14 protein-coding genes are annotated in these 21,401 nt (G+C 43.8%); 8 read left to right on the top strand and 6 right to left on the bottom strand.

All coding sequences use genetic code 11. The features are described 5' to 3' along the window. Nucleotides 1–8 precede the first annotated feature (8 nt). Nucleotides 9–326 (bottom strand): hypothetical protein, encoded by a 318-nt coding sequence (locus tag J7I42_RS00290; protein WP_209136761.1) that lies wholly within the window; start codon nt 324–326, stop codon nt 9–11. A gap of 129 nt (nt 327–455) precedes the next feature. Here J7I42_RS00290 and J7I42_RS00285 point away from each other — a divergent pair, with 129 nt between their 5' ends. From J7I42_RS00285 to J7I42_RS00265, 5 genes are all read left to right on the top strand, one after another. Next, on the top strand, nt 456–5,006 hold the full coding sequence (locus tag J7I42_RS00285; RefSeq protein ID WP_209136760.1) for an FG-GAP-like repeat-containing protein: 4,551 nt from the start codon (nt 456–458) through the stop codon (nt 5,004–5,006). 161 nt (nt 5,007–5,167) lie between these two features. After that, the gene (locus J7I42_RS00280) at nt 5,168–6,037 is read left to right on the top strand and encodes a helix-turn-helix domain-containing protein (protein WP_209136759.1); all 870 of its coding nucleotides are present in this window, start codon (nt 5,168–5,170) and stop codon (nt 6,035–6,037) included. Between the two features lie 116 nt (nt 6,038–6,153). Continuing rightward, a complete protein-coding gene (locus J7I42_RS00275; RefSeq protein WP_209136758.1) occupies nt 6,154–7,497 on the top strand; it encodes a TolC family protein in 1,344 nt (447 codons plus the stop codon). A 12-nt stretch (nt 7,498–7,509) separates the two neighbouring features. Then, nucleotides 7,510–8,559 carry an HlyD family secretion protein gene (locus tag J7I42_RS00270; RefSeq protein WP_209136757.1) on the top strand — a complete coding sequence of 350 codons (1,050 nt, stop codon included), beginning with the start codon at nt 7,510–7,512 and terminating at the stop codon, nt 8,557–8,559. Between the two features lie 6 nt (nt 8,560–8,565). Further along, complete coding sequence (locus tag J7I42_RS00265; RefSeq protein ID WP_209136756.1) at nt 8,566–10,143, top strand: MFS transporter; 1,578 nt, start codon at nt 8,566–8,568, stop codon at nt 10,141–10,143. Between the two features lie 83 nt (nt 10,144–10,226). Here J7I42_RS00265 and J7I42_RS00260 read toward each other — a convergent pair whose 3' ends face one another. From J7I42_RS00260 to J7I42_RS00250, 3 genes are read right to left on the bottom strand one after another with little or no spacing between them, the layout of a single operon-like run. Beyond that, the gene (locus J7I42_RS00260) at nt 10,227–12,035 is read right to left on the bottom strand and encodes a DUF885 domain-containing protein (RefSeq protein ID WP_209136755.1); all 1,809 of its coding nucleotides are present in this window, start codon (nt 12,033–12,035) and stop codon (nt 10,227–10,229) included. A 57-nt stretch (nt 12,036–12,092) separates the two neighbouring features. Next, complete coding sequence (locus J7I42_RS00255; RefSeq protein WP_209136754.1) at nt 12,093–13,238, bottom strand: acyltransferase family protein; 1,146 nt, start codon at nt 13,236–13,238, stop codon at nt 12,093–12,095. A 5-nt stretch (nt 13,239–13,243) separates the two neighbouring features. After that, nucleotides 13,244–14,065: an alpha/beta hydrolase gene (locus tag J7I42_RS00250; protein ID WP_209136753.1), complete on the bottom strand. Its 822-nt coding sequence runs from the start codon at nt 14,063–14,065 to the stop codon at nt 13,244–13,246. Between the two features lie 214 nt (nt 14,066–14,279). On the opposite strand from J7I42_RS00250, the gene J7I42_RS00245 reads away from it, so the two are divergent. From J7I42_RS00245 to J7I42_RS00235, 3 genes are all read left to right on the top strand, one after another. After that, nucleotides 14,280–17,738 carry a gliding motility-associated C-terminal domain-containing protein gene (locus J7I42_RS00245; RefSeq protein WP_209136752.1) on the top strand — a complete coding sequence of 1,153 codons (3,459 nt, stop codon included), beginning with the start codon at nt 14,280–14,282 and terminating at the stop codon, nt 17,736–17,738. 4 nt (nt 17,739–17,742) lie between these two features. Continuing rightward, nucleotides 17,743–18,765 (top strand): PorP/SprF family type IX secretion system membrane protein, encoded by a 1,023-nt coding sequence (locus J7I42_RS00240; RefSeq protein WP_209136751.1) that lies wholly within the window; start codon nt 17,743–17,745, stop codon nt 18,763–18,765. Nucleotides 18,766–18,858: 93 nt separating this feature from the next. Continuing rightward, nucleotides 18,859–19,338 carry a YybH family protein gene (locus J7I42_RS00235; protein ID WP_209136750.1) on the top strand — a complete coding sequence of 160 codons (480 nt, stop codon included), beginning with the start codon at nt 18,859–18,861 and terminating at the stop codon, nt 19,336–19,338. Between the two features lie 20 nt (nt 19,339–19,358). Here the strand turns inward: J7I42_RS00235 and J7I42_RS00230 are convergent, their stop codons facing one another. Both J7I42_RS00230 and J7I42_RS00225 read right to left on the bottom strand, forming a co-directional pair. Next, nucleotides 19,359–20,384 carry a fatty acid desaturase family protein gene (locus tag J7I42_RS00230; protein ID WP_209136749.1) on the bottom strand — a complete coding sequence of 342 codons (1,026 nt, stop codon included), beginning with the start codon at nt 20,382–20,384 and terminating at the stop codon, nt 19,359–19,361. Nucleotides 20,385–20,404: 20 nt separating this feature from the next. Next, complete coding sequence (locus J7I42_RS00225; RefSeq protein WP_209136748.1) at nt 20,405–21,298, bottom strand: lysophospholipid acyltransferase family protein; 894 nt, start codon at nt 21,296–21,298, stop codon at nt 20,405–20,407. Nucleotides 21,299–21,401: the final 103 nt, after the last annotated feature.

Here is a 21,401-nt window from a genome sequence, read left to right as displayed (position 1 = left end):
TAATTATTTTATTTATTACCTACTATGACCACCCCTTTTTGTAATAGGGAACGGCCGCCTTCCTGTTGGGTGTAAACTATGGGTTTAATAACATCCAGCACGTGGAGCTTACCGGCAGCTTCGCCAGTGATGCTGGCTTCCAGATCGGTACGGGCCTCATTATAAGGCTCATCCAATGGATTGAGTAACAATAGCCCCGCTTCTTCCAAAACGCTTTTCATGCGGTCTATATTACGAAGGATGCCGGTGGATGGCTGTCCGGCGACTAATTTCTTTTCCAGTTCAAATACAAGATTGGCCATTTTTATCCATAGGGATTGGGGCATAGGACACTATTTGCGTACAATATAGAAGCATGGTTCCAAAACTCAAAACTTTTCTTCTTCACGTACATGCAATAGTTATTTCATATCTTGTTTTATATTTTCTACAAGGTAATTCTAACCCCCTGCGGAATGAAAGTAAATCTTCCCGTGAATATTTCACACCAGCGCTTTTCTCAACGATATTGGTATCTAGTATTTTTTTTGTTGTTGGCACAAATGGCTGCGCTTACCACCCAGGCGCAAATGCGGCAGCTCTATATAGATGCCGATAATGCGAATGCCATAAAAAAGATCAGCTTTTATTCTCCCACCCAGGGATATGTGGCTTTTAACAAATGGGTAGGTTATACTACTGATAGCGGAAGAACATTTGTTAAAAAATACATTACTAACGGAAATGTGAATTTCAATGGTTTTACTAATGTAAATATCCTCTTTGGATTTGGGATAACAGGCGTAAAAGCATTTGATGCAAATAACCTGATCGTGTATGGCCATTTCGGCTACGTTCCTGCCATTTTACAATCTTCAGATCAGGGGAATACTTTTACCTTAATTTATTTGTCGTATTTAAACGCGAAGAAATTTACAGACGGTACCATGGATATGGTTTTCCCGACCAATAGTGTTACCGGCTATGCGGTGGAAGCTGATCGAATTGTTAAAACTATTAACAGGGGTTATTCCTGGTTTTCAGTATATGAAAGCGCCAATAGCTTTTTTGATTTTGTAGAAGCGGTGGATGATAATACGGTATTTGCTTTCAGTACGGATTATAACGGCAACAAACTGCTAAAAACAACCAATGGCGGCAGCTCCTGGGTCCGGATCACTATTCCGCAGGGACAGGTCAAATATGCGAGTTTTGTTTCTGCCAGTAATGGCTGGTTGCGGATGATTGATATAAGCGGCAATTGGTTGTTGTATTACACTTCTAACGGCGGTTTAACCTGGACGCTTAAAAATGATCTGATGCCCGCTTCCTATTTTACTGCCAAAATGAAATTCATCAATGACAGTACCGGGTATTCCGTTTCGCCCAACTCTGTTATTTATAAAACCACCGATTCGGGAAGGGTTTGGGAACCTTTGCCTCAGGATAATGCCAGTGAATATTACCATAACGACCTGCATTTTTGGGATAAGGACCAGTTTTGGGCTGGCGGAGAACATGGGTTGTTAGAAATTTCAACCAATGGTGGCGGCACGCCATTGCCCAGGGCTTATTTTAAAGTAGATACAGTAGAGGAATGGAAGACCCGGATAGTGAACCTCCATAACTTTTCAAAATCAGGCTATCAATATAAATGGTATGTGAATGATGTTTTAATAAGCACCAGTTACAATACTTCGTACACGCATGATCTGACAAGTCAATTGGATAGTGTTAAACTGGTGGTCACCCATGGCGGGCTGAGTGATTCTATAACCCAATACCAGCTCTTTTTCGTGCCTGTTTTTCCAAGCATAACATCGTTTACCCCCATCACAGGAAGCACAGGAACGTTGATCACCATTTATGGAAATAATTTTGCGAACCTCTCCGATGTGCAATTTGGAGGGACCAGTGCTACCTCGTTCACCATTGTTTCTCCCAACAAGATCACCGCAGTGGTGGGGGCTGGGGCCACTGGTAACATTTCATTGGTCCATTTATATGGAACGTTTTCAGCGCCCGGGTTTACCTACTTTGCACCGCCTGCCTCACCACCACCGGTCATTACATCGTTTTCACCGGAAGCAGGACCGGTAGGAACAACGGTCACGATCAGTGGAAGTAATTTTGACGCGGTACCAGCCAACAATGTTATTTATTTTGGCGATACACGAGCCACCATCAGCAGTGCCAGTACCAATCAGTTAACGTGTATTGTTCCGATGGGTGCCAGCCATAAGCCCATTTTTGTATTGAATACTACCACCCATTTGTCGGGGGAATCGTTTAAACCATTTATAACCACTTTTGCAGAAAGTGTCGAATACTTTACCGGTAAATCCTTTACCCAGGCGTATGCATCGTATTATCCTTATTTGCCCGGAATAAAAAGCGCAACCAGTGTAGATGTGGATAATGATGGTAAAACGGATATTATAGCCGCCTATAGCGTCAATAACTACGACACCATTATTGTACATCGGAATACCACCAGCCTGGGCGGGTTTTCATTTGAAGACCGTTATACGGTTGGCCCGCTGATGAGTATACTGGCAGAGACTATGGTGCATACGGCTGATATGGATGGCGACGGATTGCCCGATATTTTGGGTGCTACCAATACCGATCAGATAACCATTTACAGAAATGCCAGCGTGCCGGGTAATATTTCATTTGCGGGCCCGCTGCAAATACCGGCGAATGCGGGCATCCAGGATGTAAAAGCCAGCGATCTGGATGGCGATGGGAAACCCGACCTGGTTGCCATTGGCATTACGGGTAAAAGTGCTGTATCGGTAATAAGGAATACCAGCTCACCGGGTTATCTTTCTTTTGCGCCGGTGATCAATTATCCTGTTAACCTGGGTACAAATGTGGCTATCGGTGATATAGACAATGATGGAAAAAGTGATATCGTTGCTTTCACGGCTGTTAACTCCAATTATACGATCACCTTATTTAAGAATACCAGTACCCCGGGTTCCATTTCATTTGCCGCGGGGGTGGATATTATAAGCGGAGGGAACGGCTATGGCTCCGTTATACTGGCTGATATGGATAAAGACAATAAGCTTGATGTCGTTCTCAATGTGGACAATAAATATAAAATTGGCCGGAATATAAGTGCTTCAGGATCTATAGCCTTTGATTTCACATACAGCGGAACGGCCCTGGCCGGCAATGCTGTGGTGGAAAGCTTTAGTGGCGACTCCAAACCCGATTTTATTTCCGGTCTGTTTGATGCCTATGTGAATACAGCTGTTCCGGGAACCATTACCCAGACTGGTCCGGTAAGCTTCGGCGGTACGGTGTTGTGTGCGGGTGATTTCAACAATGATGGCAAACAGGATGTGGTTATTTCTGGTAGAAAGGACCAGACTGCAATGTTGATTGTTTTAAAAAATGGGGTAGGGGTACCGGTTGATTTTTCTGTTTGCGCCGGCAGTGCGACTATCGACGCCGATGTGAATGGTTCCGGTTTTCAATGGCAGCAGGATGATGGCAGCGGGTTTGTTGATATCAATGACAATAATAACTTTCTCGGCTCGCGCACCCGGCAACTCAAATTGAGTAATGTGCCGGCCGGCTGGACTGGTTATAAATACCGTTGTGTGACAGGCGGGAATATATATAGCAGTGTTTTTAAGATCTTGAACAAGACGCTTCCGCAGCCTGATGTTAGCATCAAGGCTACTGCCACCACTATTTGTTATGGGAACAGCGTTACATTTAGTGCCTCGGATAACAGTGGAAGAATAGTTACACAATATCGCTGGCAGATAAATGGCAACGATTGGTATACTTATACGCCGCTGTTTACTTCTTCTGTTGATTTGCGAAATAACTGCCAGGTAAGATTGATTGCAACTTTCAGGGATGATTGCTGGAATACCATCACTGATACCAGCAATGTGATCACCATGACGGTAAATGGCGAACCTTCTGCTGTTACGATCAGTACACCTGCAACGGTGGTGTGTGCAGGTTCACCGGCCAGCTTTACTGCTGTACCCGTAAATGGCGGCAGCAACCCCACTTATCAATGGCAGGTGAATGGCGTGAATACAGGAACTAACAGTCCGGTATTTATTGCTACCTCCTTGGTCAACAATAGCCAGGTACGTGTGGTGATGACACCCTTTACTACCTGTCCATCTCCCTATATTTCAACAAGTAATTCTATTAATATAACCGTGCAAAGCGCCATGCCTGCGGTATCCATCAGCGTGCCTTCTAATGTTATTTGTCCGGGTGCCAACCTGTTTTTTACAGCTACCCCTACCAATACAGGGAAAACGGCTACTTATCAATGGAAACGCAATGGACAAAATGTGGGTACCAACATTCAGTACTACGCCGATAATACGTTGGTGAACGGCGATGTTATTTCGGTGGAATTAACTACCGATTACGCCTGTACTGGCAATAATGTTGTTGTTAGTAGTGCGGCGCTGCCAATACAGGTGCTTGCTGCGCAAACTCCTTCGATCGCTATAAGCGGCAATACAGTTGTTAATAAAGGGCAGGCAACTACGTTACATGCTACGGCTATCAATGCAGGTAGTTTGCCGGATTATCGATGGGAAGATAGCACGCAGGCACATACATGGCTATTTGTTTCGTCAACACCTGATCTGCAGTATACCCCGGTAGCAACCGGCGATAAAGTACGATGTAAAGTGGTAAGCAGTGCGGTTTGTCCCACGGCAGGGAACTATTATAGTGTACCCCTTACATTTACTGTGAACATTCCCACCGCAATTGCGCCTGAGCCGGTAGCGGGGCAGTTTCATATTTATCCTAACCCGGTAACAACCTTATTAACGCTGGATTCGCTTAAGCTATCAGATACCTGGACCACACTTGAAATAACAACTGTCAGTGGAAGCAGGGTCCTAACACAAGCTGTCAGTGGTAAAACAAGGGTTGATGTTTGGGTTGAGCGGTTGAGTAAAGGCATGTATATAGCGCTGTTACGTAAAAAGAATGGTGAAGCATTTTACTATAAGTTCTTGAAGATGTAGAAAAAATTGCCCGCTTTCAGGATCTGCTGGCAATTATTTCCGGGATCCTGGGGGAGATTGAGAACTGACCGCGTAAATATGTGATTTGTCCACCAAATGCTGCGAAAAGTAGGATAATTCAAGTGCCTGAAGGGGTAATTTTGTGCTGCAATCAGAGTGAGATGAAAAGCAAAATACCTATCTGGCAATTAAGAGAAAATATCTCCGGCGTTCGGATCGATCTGTTCAGCGACGCCTATATTTCTTCTACATTGAATGATGTTAGCAAACTTCATCGCAACGACCACTTTATATGTTTATTATTAACATCGGGCGAAGGCGAACTGTTAGTTGACTTTAAGAAGGTACCTGTTGCTAAGGAAACGCTGGTTTTCCTCATCCCAGGGCAAATTCAGCGGGCCGTTACATTCAATAATAGCAGTAAAGGTTGGATATTATTTTTAGATGATAAGCTTGTTGACGAACACGCCAGGTTAATGATAGAAGATTCGTTGCATAAAGGCCCGCTGTTATCCCTGTCTAAATCAGATTTTGAATGGTATACCCGGTATTTTGAACTGTTGTATCAAACCTACCAGGATAACACATTAGGGGCACTCCATAAATTAGCTGTTAATGCCTTAGCTGCTCCCTGTATCTATAAGATCGCCTCCGCATTTCAGGCAAATACTGAATTGTCGGGACAACATTCCCGCAGAAGCGTTGAGCTTACAAATAAATTTAAACGATTGGTGAGAAAACATTACCGGGAGTTAAAGAAGTCGGGCGATTATGCGGACCTGATGAATTTCTCTGTAAGTTACCTGAATGATACGGTAAAAGCTGTTACCGGATTCACCGTTTCTTATTTTATACAACAGGAAATGCTTAGAGAGGGGCAAAGGCTGCTTGGTTATACTGACCTAAGCATAAAAGAGATCGCTACTTATTTGGGGTACGATGATCCCAAGTATTTCAATCGCCTCTTCACCAACCTGGCTGGCATTTCGCCAGGCCGTTTCCGAAGCGATTTCAAATCGAATAAACAATAACAACTTTTTTTTAATGGGCTAATAATAAATGTTATTGGCCATGGCTGGAATGCTGCGAGGGCAGCATACTGGATATTTTTTGCCCTGATCAAAGAATACTAAAAGTAATGTAGATAATGAAATACAGTTTTGAAAATATTGTAAAGCCCGGCATTTGTCTCTTGTTTTTTGGGGTTTCGTTTTGTAGGGTTCATGCACAGCATGGAGACAGTACGACCATGACGTTGTCACTGAATGAAGCTATTCAGTATGCAAAAGGATCAAATAAACTAATTGGCGTGTTAAAAACCGAGGAGAAGGCCACGCAGGTAGATGTGGAGGATGCGAAATTGGGCGCTTTTCCTCGTGTTTTCAGTAATGCATCCTACCAGCGTTATACCAATGTAACGCTTTACAAGGACGTACTTGGTGACTCCCATACCATTCCAAAGCCGCCAAATGCAAATGCTGGTGGAGTAAATATAGAAGCTGCATTCAATTTATATGCTGGTGGAAGACAGCGGTACGCGGTAACAGATGTTAAGCATAAAAATGAACTGGCTTGTATAAATACAAAAGAACAGGAGGCAAATATTGCCTTGCAGGTAGCGCTTCAATACCTGGATATGATCAGGGTGTATTTTCAGGAACGGCTTATAAAAGATCAGATAGCCAGGGCGGAGACCCGGGTAAAGAATATAAATGCATTTTATGCGAATGGTAAAGTGACAAAAAGCGATTTGCTAAGAGCTGATGTTGGGTTGTCTAATGTGCTTTTAAGCGAAAGGGCAAATAGAAATGATTATCTGATAAGCAATCAACGGCTGAATACTTTTCTGAACCTGAATGAGTTTACAAAGATCATCCCGCTTGACACCGCATCGCTGAGCCTGCCCGATAGTTTGGAATTGGAAAGCTTGCTTCCCCATTATTCAGGGACCTATGTGCTTTTAAAAGCCCAGAAGAATATTGAGCTGCAGGAAAACAGGGTAGCGCTGGCGAGAACGGCCAATCTTCCTACTATAAGTTTATTTGGCGGCTATGGGTTTAACTATCCAAACACGCTTGTTTTTCCACCCCAGGCGCAAACTGTAGCCGTGGGCCTGGTTGGCGTGAAGCTCACTTATGACATTTCATCGCTGTATCAGAATAAAAATAAGGTGAGATCAGCCAGCATGCGAGCTGATGAACTGAAACAGCAGAAGGATTGGTTACAGGACAATGTTCAGCAGGAAGTGAAGGCTTTACAGGTTAAATACTATGAAGCTGTTGAACGGATGCTTGTTGTTAAAAAGACCATTGAGCAAACAGAAACGAACTACAATATACAAAACACCAAGTATACCAATCAGCTTAGTTTGCTGACCGATCTGCTGGATGCTGATAATCTTTACCAGGAATCAAGGTATAATTACATACAGGCCAATATTGCAGCCTTGTCAATATACTATCGTATACTTTTTATAACCGGAAAACTTTAATGAATTAATAAAATGGAAACTAAAAAAAATAAAAGAACGGGCTTTATGAATAAACTCACCATAGGGGCCGCGATACTGGTTGTTGTGACCGCGCTTGTTTACTTTATAGGATATCTTTTATATGCAGAAGTTTATGAAGATACGAATGATGCACAGGTTGAATGTTTTATTAATCCGGTTTCTGCCCGGGCTGGTGGTTATATAAAAGATGTGTTGTTTGATGAACACCAGCAGGTGAAGCTGGGAGATACCCTGGTGGTGCTGGATAACAGAGAGTATGTGCAAAAAGTAAAAGAAGCGGAGTCTATGCTGGAAGATACCAGGGCGCAACAGGAAATACTGGATGCCAGTATAAGATCGGTGCAAACCTCAACACTGGTTAACAAAGATCAGATCAATGCCGCCCGGGCCAGGCTTTGGCAACAGGAGCAGGATGTAAAAAGGTTCAGGAATTTGTTAGACCATGAAGCGGTGACCTTATCCGATTTTGAACTGGTGCAAACAAAATATGATGTATCAAAAAGTGATTACAGTGCTGCTATAAATGGGTTGAAGACCGGCGATAGCAAGGTGCATGAACTGCAAGCCAGGTACAATTCGCTTTTTGCAGCACGGAAACGGGCGGAAGCGCTGCTCGATCTGGCAAGGATCAATTTAAGCTATACGGTTATAACGTCTCCTTATAGCGGATATACGGGAAGGAAAACCATTCTTGAAGGACAGCAGGTGCAGGCTGGGCAGCCGCTTGTGTCTGTTGTCAATACAAATGATAAATGGGTTATTGCGAATTTTAAGGAAACGCAGGTGCATGGCATGTATGTTGGGCAGGCTGTTCAAATTGAAGCAGATGCCATCCCCGGCAAAATGTTTCCCGGCAAAATTGAAGCGATCTCCGCTTCCACGGGTTCAAAGTTCTCCTTATTACCTGCAGATAATTCTACCGGGAATTTTGTAAAGATCATTCAACGTATTCCAGTTAAAATACGGTTTAATGAGCAGGATGTGACGGAACTCAAAGCCGGGATGAACGTAAAGGTCAGAGTAAAGAAACCAACCAAATAATACAAGATGGAACAGTCGATATATATTAACAACTGGTTAAACCGGCAGGTAGGTCTTGTAAGGGTGTCGCTGATCCTGATACTGTTTGCGGCAGTGGCCCAGTTCGCTTCCTTCGGATTGATCCAGGCACATGTGGTCTCTTTTTATGGTGCACAGCAGGAGGATATTTCCTTTGCTTTACAGATCGCTTATGTGGGCATTATTGCAACCTTGCCTATACAATTCAGACTACAAAAGCATTTTAATACCCGAAGTTATCTTTTGATAGCTTTTATAGCAGGTATTGTGTTGAATGTCGGATGCTTATTCACGCACGATCTGGTGCTCTTTTCTATATTACGGTTCCTGACCGGAGTGATCACCTGTATTGTTGCTGGCTGTATCCTTATTGTCTTATTTACTACATTGCCCGAACCGAATAGAATGCTTGTTGGGGTATCGCTGTTCTTTTCATTGATACTAACTTGCGGCGTGCTGATTGGAATAGGAGCGTCCTGGGTGGTGCTAAGAGCAAACTGGACAGAGATATATTATGGGTTGATAGCCTTACAGGTAATGGCTATACTGCTTTGTATCTGTATTTTTAAAGCCAGGCCAGCAATGAAGCCATACCCTTTATATCAAATCGACTGGTCCGGAGGGATAATATTTATGTTTGGTGCAGCGGCCACTTTATACGTAATGGTATATGGGCCCAAAAGGTATTGGTTTGCAGATCCCGCCATTAGAAATACCGCTATTTTCGCTATTGTTTCTTTAACACTGTTCCTTTTCAGACAGGCATCTCTTAAAAGGCCTTTGGTGCATTTGAGCGTCTTTAAGTTTGGTAAATTTATTTTTGCCATCTTCCTTATGCTGCTATTTTGGGGAATTAAGGATAGTATAAATCTGATCTACGGTTATTCTGTAATGGTGCTTGGTTGGAATTCGGCCGACGTGGTAAATTCGGGACTGTTTAACATAGCGGGCGTTATAGTAGCGACGTTTATTGCGGTAAAGGTTATTATGAGGAATAAGCAAAACTTACCAAAGCTGTTGCTGTTTGGGTTTGCTATAATGTTCTATTATCATTTATTGGTGTACAGGCATCTTACGCCCGACTTATCCTTTGCAGAACTTTGCTTTCCCATCTTCGTACATGGCTTTGCCTGTGGGTTATTGTTTGTTCCGGTAAGTGTGTTTTGTATAGCGGCTGTTCCTCAAAGTACAGGGATGACTGGTATTGTTATCTGTACCTATACCCGCTTTATTGCAACGCTCAACTCCATTGCCGGGTATTATACCTTACAATTAAACTATAATCAACAGTTCAAGGAAAGTTTTTTGAGTAAACTGACCCCCGAAAACGGGTTGGTTACTCAGCGACAGGAATTATATAAAGGCCTCTTTGTCTCAAAAGGATATACGCCCGGTGAAGCTGCCGGTATTTCAAATATGCTGTTAGCAAAATCTTTAAGTATCCAAAGCCAGCTGTTAACGCTTAGGGCCATATTTTTAATTGGGGCAATAGTAATGGCGCTTGTATTCGCCATTCTGTTAACTTTTGCGGTTGTAAATAAAGTAAAGGCGGCCCGAGCAGGCTGACCATACGGAGGACTTCAATTTAGGTGTTAGGAAACAAAAATCCCTCCCGATTCAGGGAGGGATTTAGTTTTATTGATCCTCTATTACTTATTGGCCGCAGCCCATTCATCCATATTTTTTTCCACCAGTTCAAGTGGCATACAGCCAAAATGAAGGAATTCGTCATGAAAGGCAGATAGGCTAAATTTATTACCCAGTTCCTGGCTGTATTTGTTGCGCAGCTCACGGATCTTTAAGGCGCCGATCTTATAGCTTAATGCCTGAGCCGGAAGGGCCATATAACGTTCGATCTCTGCCGTAGCACCTTCTGCTGAGATAGCCTCATTTTCCATCATATAGGCAATGGCTTCCTCACGGGTCATGTTTTTTTCATGCATGGCCACATCTACCACCAGTCGAATGGCGCGATGCATTTCATCACCCAGCGCACCAGCATATTGATAAGGATCTGTATACAGGCCCAGTTCTTTGCCCAGGCTTTCGCAATACAGGGCCCATCCTTCGCCATATGCGCCATACCATAAATAGCGTCTGAAGGTAGGCAGGGCAGTGTTTTCCAATGTTAAACTCACCTGGTAATGGTGGCCTGGAATAGCTTCATGTAAGAATAAACTTTCCATACCACTGGTGGTGTTGAAGGTTGTGGCATCCAGAATAGGGATGTAAAAAATGCCAGGGCGTTTTCCGTCTACGGTACCCTGTTTGTATTCGGCACTGGCGCTGGCTGCCCTGAATGCTTCTGTTTGCCTGATCTCGAATTTCATTTTCGGGGTGTGGCCGAACATGTCTTTCAGGTGAGGTTCAATGCGGGCCTGGATATTCCTGAAGGCGTTCAGTACTTCCTCTGGGGTTTTATAAGGCATAAAACGTTTATCGGTGCGCATGTATTCAAAAAAGGCCTTCAGGTCGCCTTTAAATCCTACCGAATTTTTAACGCTATCCATAAGTCCACGGATGCGTTTTACTTCAGCCAGACCGGTTGTATAAATCTCGTCTGGAGTTTTGGGCGTGGTGGTCCAGTATCTTACCAGGAAATTATACAAGGCAGGTCCATCGGGAACTTCTTTTATCCCGGTGGTTGTTCTGGCTTTTGGCAGGTATTCTTTTTTTAAGAAGTCAGCCAGCTTTTGAAAAGCAGGTGACAGGGTATTTTGTATGAGTGGGGTAAACGCAGCGGTCAGTCTTTTTTTATCAGCATCAGGAAAACTGTCGGGCATATTTTTTACGGGACCGTAATACACGCTTTTTGTTACATCACCGGTCACCATGTTTTGCATTTGGGTGATCATTTTGACAACCAGTTTGGCCGGAAGTACATTGCCAGTGGCCATGCCTTTTTTAAAATACACGATGGCACTGTCGGCCCAGGCGGGGAACGCCGCAGCCCGTTTTATCCAGTTGTCATAGTCCAGAACGGTATTAAAAGGTTGAGCGCCTGCGCCGCTTCCCATTTGTCCCAATGTAAGCGGTAAACCATAGTACTGGTTAAAAGGCACATGGCCATCGATACTATAATCGCTAGTAGAGAAATACTGGTGGGTAAGCCCTTCAATACTCATTTCCATTTCCCGCTTGAAGATATCATAGCTGGTACGGTCGGTCTCGTTGAGTTGTTCTCTGTTGAATTGTTGAACAGCCTGAAGGTTATTGGTAAAAAAGTCACTTAGTTTTTGCCGGTAACTATCGGTAAATTCAGCCGGTAGCTGGTCGTTATACCGGGCATCGCCGTTGATCGTAGCCTCAACGGGTAATAAGGCCATCCGGTCATTATAATACTTTTCAAAAAGGGTGGCCAGGTCTTTATTACTGGCTACAGAAGTGGTAGCAGGTACTTTATTTTTGCATGCTGCCAAAGCCCATACGATCAGCACTGCCGGAAATAATTTATTCATTGCAACGATTTGAAAGGGTGAAATATAGGAAAATCAGACTTCGCAACCGGGATTGTTTTATGAATTGGCGGGTCGTTTTTTGGTAAGCACTTTTCTTTTTAACCATTCCCTTACCGGCTCATCATACATTTTCAGATAAGCATAAGCCAATAGGATACTGATCACAGCTACTGCCAGACCGGTGAGCAACGCTTTAGGGCCTAAAGGAATGTGATTATTTGATACCCAGGCGGTGAATGTGTATATCAACGGATAGTGCGTGATGTACAGCGGATAAGAAATATCACCCAGGAATTTACAGATGCGGGCAGACCGGGGATTGTGAATGTGGCCGCCTGCTCCTATGGAAACAATGAGGGGAAAAACCAGGATGACGGTAAATGCTTCGTATAAACCGTTCATCCATAAATGATGTTCATCCCCAATTCTTGGAACGCTCAAGAAAAGAACGATCAGTACCGCACACCACCAGAATGCGCCCTGTAACCGGATCAATTTGTTCATGCGGCATAACAACAGCCCGGCAATAAATGGAAATAACATCCTGGTAAAGCCGATGAATAACTGCTCTGAGTTAAGTGACCAGCCGCCAATCAGATCACCTTTAGGGCCCCAGACGAGATAGCCGATCAAAACACAACCGGTAAGACCGGCAAAAATGCCTAGCAGGAGTTTTGAGAACCGGCGGAAGAGGGTAGCATACAGAATATTGGCAATGTATTCAAAAAAGAGCGACCAGCCAGGTCCGTTAAGCGGGTGCATTTCCTGCCATCCGCGGATGTCCATGGAAATAGGTACGGGTATCAGGGTAGCCCCAATGGCCATGATCATTAATAATTTCCAGAGCGGGGTGTCTGCAATTACCGGGAAAGCTGTGCCTTTTTGGAAATAGAAAAGCGCAGCACCGACCACTGAGCCGAGTATGACCATTGGTTGCAATCGTACCAGCCGGCGTTTGTAAAAGTCCCATTGGGTCATTTTCGACCAGCGATCGTCATAGGCATAGGCAATGACAAATCCAGACAGCAAAAAGAAGAAATCTACGGCCAGATAGCCGTGGTTGATGATCATTACAAACCGATTACCACCACTGAAGGTTTCCATCACGTGCATACAAACGACCATAACAGCGGCCACGCCGCGAAGGCCATCGAGTACCGGATAATGTTTCTTGGTTTCGAGATAGGGTGTTGATGTGTTCATAGGACTTATTTTTTCATTTCCTTTTGAAGCCTGGCTATTTCGTTTATCATCAATGGATAAGAGGCCAGCGGCATGTTGCCATGATCGTATCCATCCATTTTGTAAAGTTTTACGGCTGACGCTTTATTTAACAGGAGCATTCTGTACAGGTAGGCATTTTCTTCATACCGGCCGAGCATCTCTTTCTCTGCATCTCCTGTTATCAGAATGATGGGCGGTACATCTTTTCTTACATGATACAGCGGTGCATATTCGTCTATGATAGGTTGTGTGCCTTTTATTCCTCTTTCCTCCCTGATGGTAAAATGGGTGATGGTCTGTGAGCTGAGTGAAATAACGCCGGCTATTTTATTAGCGTCGATGTTGTATTTGCTCAGGTATTTTTTGTCCATCGTTATCATCAATGAAAGATAGGCGCCGGCAGAATGTCCGGATAAGAAGATGGCATTCTGATCACCGCCATATTCAGCAATATGATTGAACACCCAACTGGTCACTGCTGCTGCATCTTCGATGCAGGCTATTGCTTTTACTTTTGGCGAAAGCCGGTACCCAACACCAATGATGGCAAAACCATTCTCCATAAGTTGTTTGGGAATTTCCTTGTTGCCGCCAGTTAAACCGCCACCATGGAACCAGATGACGGTGGCAAAATTCTTTTTGTTTTTGGGATAGTAAACGTCAATGGTGCATTGCGACTTGAGATAGGCGTCGTTTTGTGAAATATTTTCCGGATAGTAGCCGATATCTTTTTTTATTTCATAGGTTGTTTGCGCATTCAGGTGTATACAGGTAACTAATAAAAGGAACAAGATCGTTTGTTTCATAGTGATGCTCAAGTTATTAACGGAAGATAAGGAAAATACCGTAGCACAGCCATAAGTCGGCTTTTGTTAATGGTTGGTTTTTGAAATCATATATTAAACTTTTACAAGTATCTTCATTCGAAGAAAGTTCAAAACTAATATCCCAACCCCCTAACCCATGCCCACCTTGCTTAGGACAGTCCTGGTTCTGATTACCTTATGTCTATCTGTATCATTGACTGCACAGGATTTTTCCAATAAAGGAAAAGACTTCTGGATAGGCTATGGTAACCATGTGCGCATGTTCACCGGAAGTCCCGCGGAAAAAATGCAATTATATATTACTTCTGACGTAGCTACCACAGGCCAGGTCAGTATTGCAAGTATCGGTTTCATACAGAATTTTACCGTTCAGCCTAATCAAATTACCACCATTGATATTCCAAGAACAGCTGCTTTGCTGGATGATGGTTTGTATAACCACGGGATCCATGTTACCGCAGAGAAGCCGGTGGTGGTGTATAGCTTTATTTATGTAAGTGCCATTTCTGGCGCAACCGTTTGTTTACCTACCAGTACGCTTGGCCGGGATTACTATTCAGTGAATTATACCCAACGCTCCAATGAACGTGATTCCTATTCCTATTTTTTTGTAATAGCCGCAGATACCGGCACCACTACCATAGAAATAACTCCCGCTGCCAATACAAAAGGAGGAAAAGCAGCCAATGTGCCTTTCCTGGTCACCCTGCAGCAAGGCCAGATCTATAATGTGATGGGTACCGTTTCCGGCAATACAGGCGATGACCTTACCGGCTCCCGGATCCGTTCGCTGAATAATGGTTCGGGTTGTAAACGAATTGCAGTTTTTTGTGGAAGCGGTAAAATAGGCATTGGTTGCACAGCCGCCGGTACATCCGATAACCTGTACCAGGAAATGTATCCTACTGCTACGTGGGGAAAAAAGTACGTCACGGTTCCCAGTCTTTCCAACCCCACCAATATTTTCCGCATTATAAAATCAGATGCATCGGCCAACGTAACGCTGAATGGGACAACGCTGCCGGCAACCAGTTTTATAAATAACTTTTATTACGAGTTCACCAGTAATACAACCAATGTTATAGAATCCGATAAACCCATTCTGGTAGCCGAGTATTTTACTACTCAGCGGTGTGAAGGCAATCCATCAGATGGAGATCCTGAAATGATCTATTTAAATCCGGTTGAACAAACCATTGCGGCTGTTACTTTAAACTCCATGCAACCGGCGGGTGTTAATATCAATACACACTTCCTGAACGTGGTGCTTAAAAATGATGCCGGAGCGATCAACAGTTTTAAATTAGATGGGGTACCCTATAAAAATTTCAATCCTGTACCGCAGGATGCCAATTATATATACGCGCAAATAAGCACTACTGCGGGTACGCATTCCATTACCTGCGACACTGGGTTTAATATAATTGCCTATGGATTTGGAAATGCTGAATCGTATGGCTTTTCAGGTGGCATGAATCTTAAAGACCTTTACCAGTATATTTCTATAGAAAACCGATACTCCATAGTAGATTACCCGGCTACCTGTACCAATTCGCCTTTTAATTTTTCCATGACCTTTCCCTATATGCCAACCAAAGTACAATGGCAGTTCGGCGGTTTATATCCCGATGTATTGATCAATGCTCCCGTCCCTGATTCGACGTTTATAAAAAATGGCAGACAACTATACCTGTACAGGCTGACTGGTACCTATAATGGGCCGGTCCCAGGCACCTATCCTATTAAGATCATAGCGAATAATCCTACTGCCGATGGGTGTACCGGGGAACAGGAAGTAGATTTCGACCTGCGGGTATACCCTGAACCCACCGCAGATTTTGCTTTTACCGGTACCTGTTTGGGGGATACTACCTTTTTTACCAATCAGTCTCAAACAGGTGACAATCCGGTCATCAAGTGGACATGGAGTTTTGGTAATGGAGATGCGTCCAATATAAAAGACCCTTATTATCTGTACAAAACGATCGCCAGTAATACGGTTTCTTTATCCGCTATAACCCAGGTAGGCTGTCTTACCGATACCATTCAAAAAGTGGTAACCATAAATCCCCTGCCTGTAGCGTCTTTTCAAACTACCGGACCATATTGTGAGGGGCATAATATATTCATACAGGATGTTTCTACCATCAGCCGTGGTAATATTGCCGCATACACCTGGAATATGGGTGATGGGCAAACATTCACCAGGACATCCAATGCCGGTTTTAATTATGTGTATCCTTCCACGGGCAGCTATACCATTGATCTGACTGTTAAAAGCGATCAGGGATGCAGTAATAAAACACCCGGTAAGCAAATAGCTATTACTGCACAACCAAAGGTTGGGTTCATTTTGCCGGAAAACTGTTTGTCTGATCCATTCTCAAAGTTCATCGATACCAGCGCCATTGCCGATGGTACTCAGGCTTCCTTTCAGTATTTATGGAACTTTGGTGATCCGAACGCAACAGCAGCGAATAATACAGCCATCGTAAAAGAGCCCCAACATAAATACACCGCTACCGGTAACTATCCTGTATCCATGCGGGTCACTTCCGGTAATGGGTGCGCCGATTCGGTTAAACAGGTACTTACTATAAATGGAACAACACCACAAGCTGCATTCGCCTTTGCTGATGGCAATTCGATCTGCAGCAACAAAATGTTAACGTTCACTAATAATTCCCTGGTTGATTTTGGTAACATTGTACGCCTGGAAGTTTATTGGGATTATGGGAACGATCCAACCAACAAAACGATAGACGAAGAGCCTGCTTCCGGAAAAAAATACAACTTTCAATACCCGGCATTATATACTCCTGCTACAAAAGACTATCTGGTACAGGTGGTGGCCTATTCAGGAGAGACCTGTTTAAGTACGTCCACCAAAACGTTAACTACAAAAGTGATCCCTGAATTACAGTTTAATCCTATTGACCCTGTTTGTCTGGATGTAGCCCCTTTTCAAATAACCCAGGCTTCGGTACTGAATGGATTGACAGGGGATGGAATTTATTTAGGACAAGGCGTTGGTAAGACGGGGCTGTTTACCCCCAAAATAGCCAGGCCAGGTATAGATACCATACAATATGTTTTTACTGCTGTAAACAATTGTGTAAATACAATAAAGCAGACGGTTCAGGTGTATCCTTTGCCAGTGGTATATGCAGGAGCTGATTGCTATTTACTGGAAGGGAATTTTCTCACCATACCGGCAACGGCTTCTGGCAATAAGCTCAATTATGTTTGGTCGCCGGCCACGGCATTAAGTAATCCGGTTATCCTGAATCCCAATGCCTCACCTGTTGATGAGATTAGTTATACACTTACCGCCACTTCAGCGGATGGTTGTAAAGCCTCAGACGATATAACCATCAAAGTGTTGAAAAACCTGCATATACCCAATGCATTTTCACCAAACGGGGATGGCATCCATGATCGGTGGGAAATTAAATACCTCAATACCTATCCGGGGGCCACGGTTGAATTGTATAACCGGTATGGCCAACTGGTTTACAGATCGGCAGGTTATTCGCAATCGTGGGATGGAACGTTCAATGGTAATCCGTTACCAGTAGGTACGTATTATTATATCATCAATCCGAAGAATGGGAGAAATCAACTATCGGGTTACGTAGATCTAATTCGTTAGCAATATGAAGAAACTATACACATGCCTGTTGTTTATAGGAGTGGTAATGGCTGTGCAGGCACAGCAGAAGCCACACTATACTCAATATATTTTAAATAATTACATTTTAAACCCGGCGCTTACCGGTATAGAAAACTATTTTGATGTAAAAGTAAGCGCCAGGGATCAATGGGTGGGGTTGAATGGAGCGCCGCGAACGGCCTATTTATCTGTGCAGGGGCCTATTGACAAGTCAGATACAAAGACGACCCCTACCTCTTTTCAATTACCTGGCGAAAACCCTCGTGGGGAAGCCTATTGGGAAAATTATACGGCTTCCAAACCGCACAGTGGCATAGGGCTGATCTTGTTAAATGATCATACTGGTAACTTCAACAATTTTACTGCCAATGTTACGTACGCCTATCATATAGGATTGACACCTACCATGAACCTGTCGGCAGGTTTTGGCGCCGGTATTAATCAGTTACACCGGGACCTTTCCAAAACCGACTTTGGCGATGGCGTAACCGTAGACCCTGCGCAAACCAGTAGTAATATAAACAAGCTGAAACCCGATCTCAATGCCGGGCTTTGGTTGTATTCAAGTGATTTTTTTGTGGGGTTGTCTGCACAACAGATCATACCGGCAGCCATAACATACGGTGATAATACAGCGCCGGTTTCCGGCAAGGCGGTGCCACATTTTTTTGCCACCGCGGGTTATCGCTTCCTGCTAAACGACGACATCAATGCATTGCCTTCTGTAATGGTGAAATACGTTTCGAATACGCCTACAAAGCCGCAGGTGGATGCAAACATAAAACTGCAATATCAGGATCTCTTGTGGCTGGGGGGCAGCTATCGTTTCCAGGATGGCTATGCCGCCATGGTTGGAATGAATGTTGCGAATACTTTCAACATTGGTTACTCCTACGATTTTACAAAAACGGCCTTAAATACCACCAGTAAAGGTACACACGAAATTATCATCGGCTTTTTAATTGGCAATCGCTATGGTGATACGTGCCCGAGGAATGTGTGGTAATAACTCCCCGCAGGCAGCATAAATAAACAAAGGCATATAAGGGTTGTTAGTATTGGTATACGGCGATAACATCAAAATTCCAATACACTAAAAATGTGGAGTATAGTGAAAACAGAAAGCCTGCCGGCAACCAGGCCGGCATCAGATGGTGAAGCGGAGATCCGGTTGCTTGAACAAAGAGTGGTAGCGGCCTTTAATGCTGGCGATATTGATGCGATCATGGAAAATTATGTACCAGGCAAAGAGCTGGTTATTTTTGATGTTGTACCTCGAAAGGAATATAGAGGTGCCGATGCCTATCGTAAAGACTGGGGTGATTTCTTTTCTCACTTTAAGAACAAACCGAAGCTTTCCATTACGGACCTTGAGATAACCGTTGAAGGCAACATCGGATTCAGTCATAGTTTCCAACGGGTCACAGGTACTGATCTGCAAGGAAATTCGATAGACCGTACGGTGCGGGTTACTGACGGTTATCGAAAGATCGACGGCAAATGGCTGATCACGCTTGAACATGTGTCGATGCCGGTGGATCTAAACAAAAAATCCCAGACCTTTCAGTCGGGGATCTAATCTTAATTTCTTTTTCAAAGTTAACTGGCAGGTACTATTGTATTATTAAGTGCGGATTGTGATCCATACACCTCCTTCAGCCCGACCATACTATTAGTAGCAGGATCCCATACCTTTAACCGAAAGCAGGCCACGATGTCTGAAGGGTTCAAACTGGTTGTTTTGGCTTCCTTCAACTGCGGAAGGCTTGCCATTACTTCGGGAAGACGGTAAAATGGAATACGTGAATTGATATGATGAATATGATGGTAACCGATATTGGCAGTCACCCATTTCCAAAAAGGATTCATGACCATATAGCTGGAAGATAACATGGCTGCGTCCTCATAGCACCAGTCATCTTTTTCGCGAAAGACCACACCGGGAAAGTTATGCTGTGCATAAAACAGATAAGCTCCTATCATAAAGGCCAGCAGGAATGGCACTACGGCAGCCAGCAGCCAGGTGAACCAGCCCAGGTAAACAAAAATCAACGTACCAATGCTAAAGTGAACGATCAATGCAACGAGTGAATCCCAGTGACGTTTAGGCGCACTGATAAAAGAGCGTACACACATGCCGTAAATAAACATGGTGATATAGCCAAACAAAATGGTCAATGGGTGCCTGATGAACAGGTAGCCGCGTTGTTCTGCTTTGGATGATTGAATAAACCGTTGTTTGGTCATGATAGGATATGACCCGATGCTGGCGCTGAATAATTTCGAATTATGATTATGGTGATAATCGTGTGAACGCTTCCAGATGCTGACAGGCGCCAGAATAAAAATGCCGTACAGTTTAAAAAGGACCTCCGCTGGCAACGACCGGTTAAGAATAGTATGGTGCTGGTGATCGTGGTAGATCACGAACATACGCACCATGGTAAGACCCGCGCCAAGGCTGCAGGCAATTCGTAAAAAGACATTATTAAAAAAGTAAATACCTGAAAAGAGCGCTGTCAGGATAGCAAGCGTTGACAGGGTGTAAAACCAGCTTTTCCATATTACTTCTTTGGCAAATGGCTTGGTGGCAAGGATCAACTCGCGGCCCGGATTTTTTTGCATTGTTATGAACTAAAGGGTTTTTATAGTATTGGTTGGTTTTCTGTCGGCCGTTTGTGCTTCCATCGTCTATGGGTCCAGAGCCATATTTCAGGTTGTTCCCGGATATCTTTTTCCAGTCTGGCGGTGTGTAATTCGGAGATCTGTCCCTCGGCGGTATTTTTAGAGTCTTCCGACAGTACTTCCGCCAGGATGTTGTAATAACCTCTTTTCAATCGCTTTATTGTAATATATACAATGGGATAACCCATTTTTTTTGCAATTTTTTCCGTTCCTCTGAATACGGGTGTATCCTGGTTGAGGAAGGTTGTCCAGAATGCATTATCTGGTTGTGGGGTTTGGTCGGCAATAAAGGCCGTGGTGGTGATCATTGATTTGTTCTTCACCATGTCCTTATAGGTATCTTTCATGGCAATAAGCCCGGTACCAAAACGTGTACGCATACGGATCATCAATCCATTGAAATACTTATTACCGAACGGGTGGTACACTACAAACAATTTTTGGTTACAGGTAAGGCTGAACGTGTTGCCTGCCCATTCCCAATTGCCATAATGCCCCATCACGAGCATGATGCTTTTCCCTTCCTGGTGATACCGGTCGAAAATATCTTTTGCAACGGGACTTAGTGTACACCGTTTTAACATGGAAGAGCGCCCGATCGTGAGCGTTTTAAAGCTCTCGAGGAAGAGATCGCAGAGGTAGTGGTAATAATCCTTGCACAGCCTTTCTATTTCTTTTTCCGATTTTTCGGGGAAAGAATTTCGAAGGTTTTGCATGGCCACTTTTTTGCGATAGCCAAAAACATAATAAAGTATAAAATAGAATCCGTCACTAACCCTGTACAGAACGGGAAAGGGTAGGAGCGAAAGCAAATAAATGAACGGTAATGAAATGTAATAGATCAGGCCTTGCATGTGGGCCCCAAGATAGGTTTTTATGGCCGAAACAGACAAAACGGTGAATTGTTTAATGTAAAAATTACAAATATATATGTATCCTAAAAAGCAAAATGCCCGG

Source organism: Niastella soli (assembly GCF_017742245.1).
Classification (GTDB): domain Bacteria; phylum Bacteroidota; class Bacteroidia; order Chitinophagales; family Chitinophagaceae; genus Niastella; species Niastella soli.
This window is presented reverse-complemented; position numbering and strand designations above follow the sequence as displayed.

What these genes read in the sequence shown, in the direction of transcription:
- J7I42_RS00290 (WP_209136761.1), bottom strand. Translation starts at nt 326, where the DNA reads ATGCCCCAATCCCTATGGATAAAAATGGCCAATCTTGTATTTGAACTG.
- J7I42_RS00285 (WP_209136760.1), top strand. Translation starts at nt 456, where the DNA reads ATGAAAGTAAATCTTCCCGTGAATATTTCACACCAGCGCTTTTCTCAA.
- J7I42_RS00280 (WP_209136759.1), top strand. Translation starts at nt 5,168, where the DNA reads ATGAAAAGCAAAATACCTATCTGGCAATTAAGAGAAAATATCTCCGGC.
- J7I42_RS00275 (WP_209136758.1), top strand. Translation starts at nt 6,154, where the DNA reads ATGAAATACAGTTTTGAAAATATTGTAAAGCCCGGCATTTGTCTCTTG.
- J7I42_RS00270 (WP_209136757.1), top strand. Translation starts at nt 7,510, where the DNA reads ATGGAAACTAAAAAAAATAAAAGAACGGGCTTTATGAATAAACTCACC.
- J7I42_RS00265 (WP_209136756.1), top strand. Translation starts at nt 8,566, where the DNA reads ATGGAACAGTCGATATATATTAACAACTGGTTAAACCGGCAGGTAGGT.
- J7I42_RS00260 (WP_209136755.1), bottom strand. Translation starts at nt 12,035, where the DNA reads ATGAATAAATTATTTCCGGCAGTGCTGATCGTATGGGCTTTGGCAGCA.
- J7I42_RS00255 (WP_209136754.1), bottom strand. Translation starts at nt 13,238, where the DNA reads ATGAACACATCAACACCCTATCTCGAAACCAAGAAACATTATCCGGTA.
- J7I42_RS00250 (WP_209136753.1), bottom strand. Translation starts at nt 14,065, where the DNA reads ATGAAACAAACGATCTTGTTCCTTTTATTAGTTACCTGTATACACCTG.
- J7I42_RS00240 (WP_209136751.1), top strand. Translation starts at nt 17,743, where the DNA reads ATGAAGAAACTATACACATGCCTGTTGTTTATAGGAGTGGTAATGGCT.
- J7I42_RS00235 (WP_209136750.1), top strand. Translation starts at nt 18,859, where the DNA reads ATGTGGAGTATAGTGAAAACAGAAAGCCTGCCGGCAACCAGGCCGGCA.
- J7I42_RS00230 (WP_209136749.1), bottom strand. Translation starts at nt 20,384, where the DNA reads ATGCAAAAAAATCCGGGCCGCGAGTTGATCCTTGCCACCAAGCCATTT.
- J7I42_RS00225 (WP_209136748.1), bottom strand. Translation starts at nt 21,298, where the DNA reads ATGCAAGGCCTGATCTATTACATTTCATTACCGTTCATTTATTTGCTT.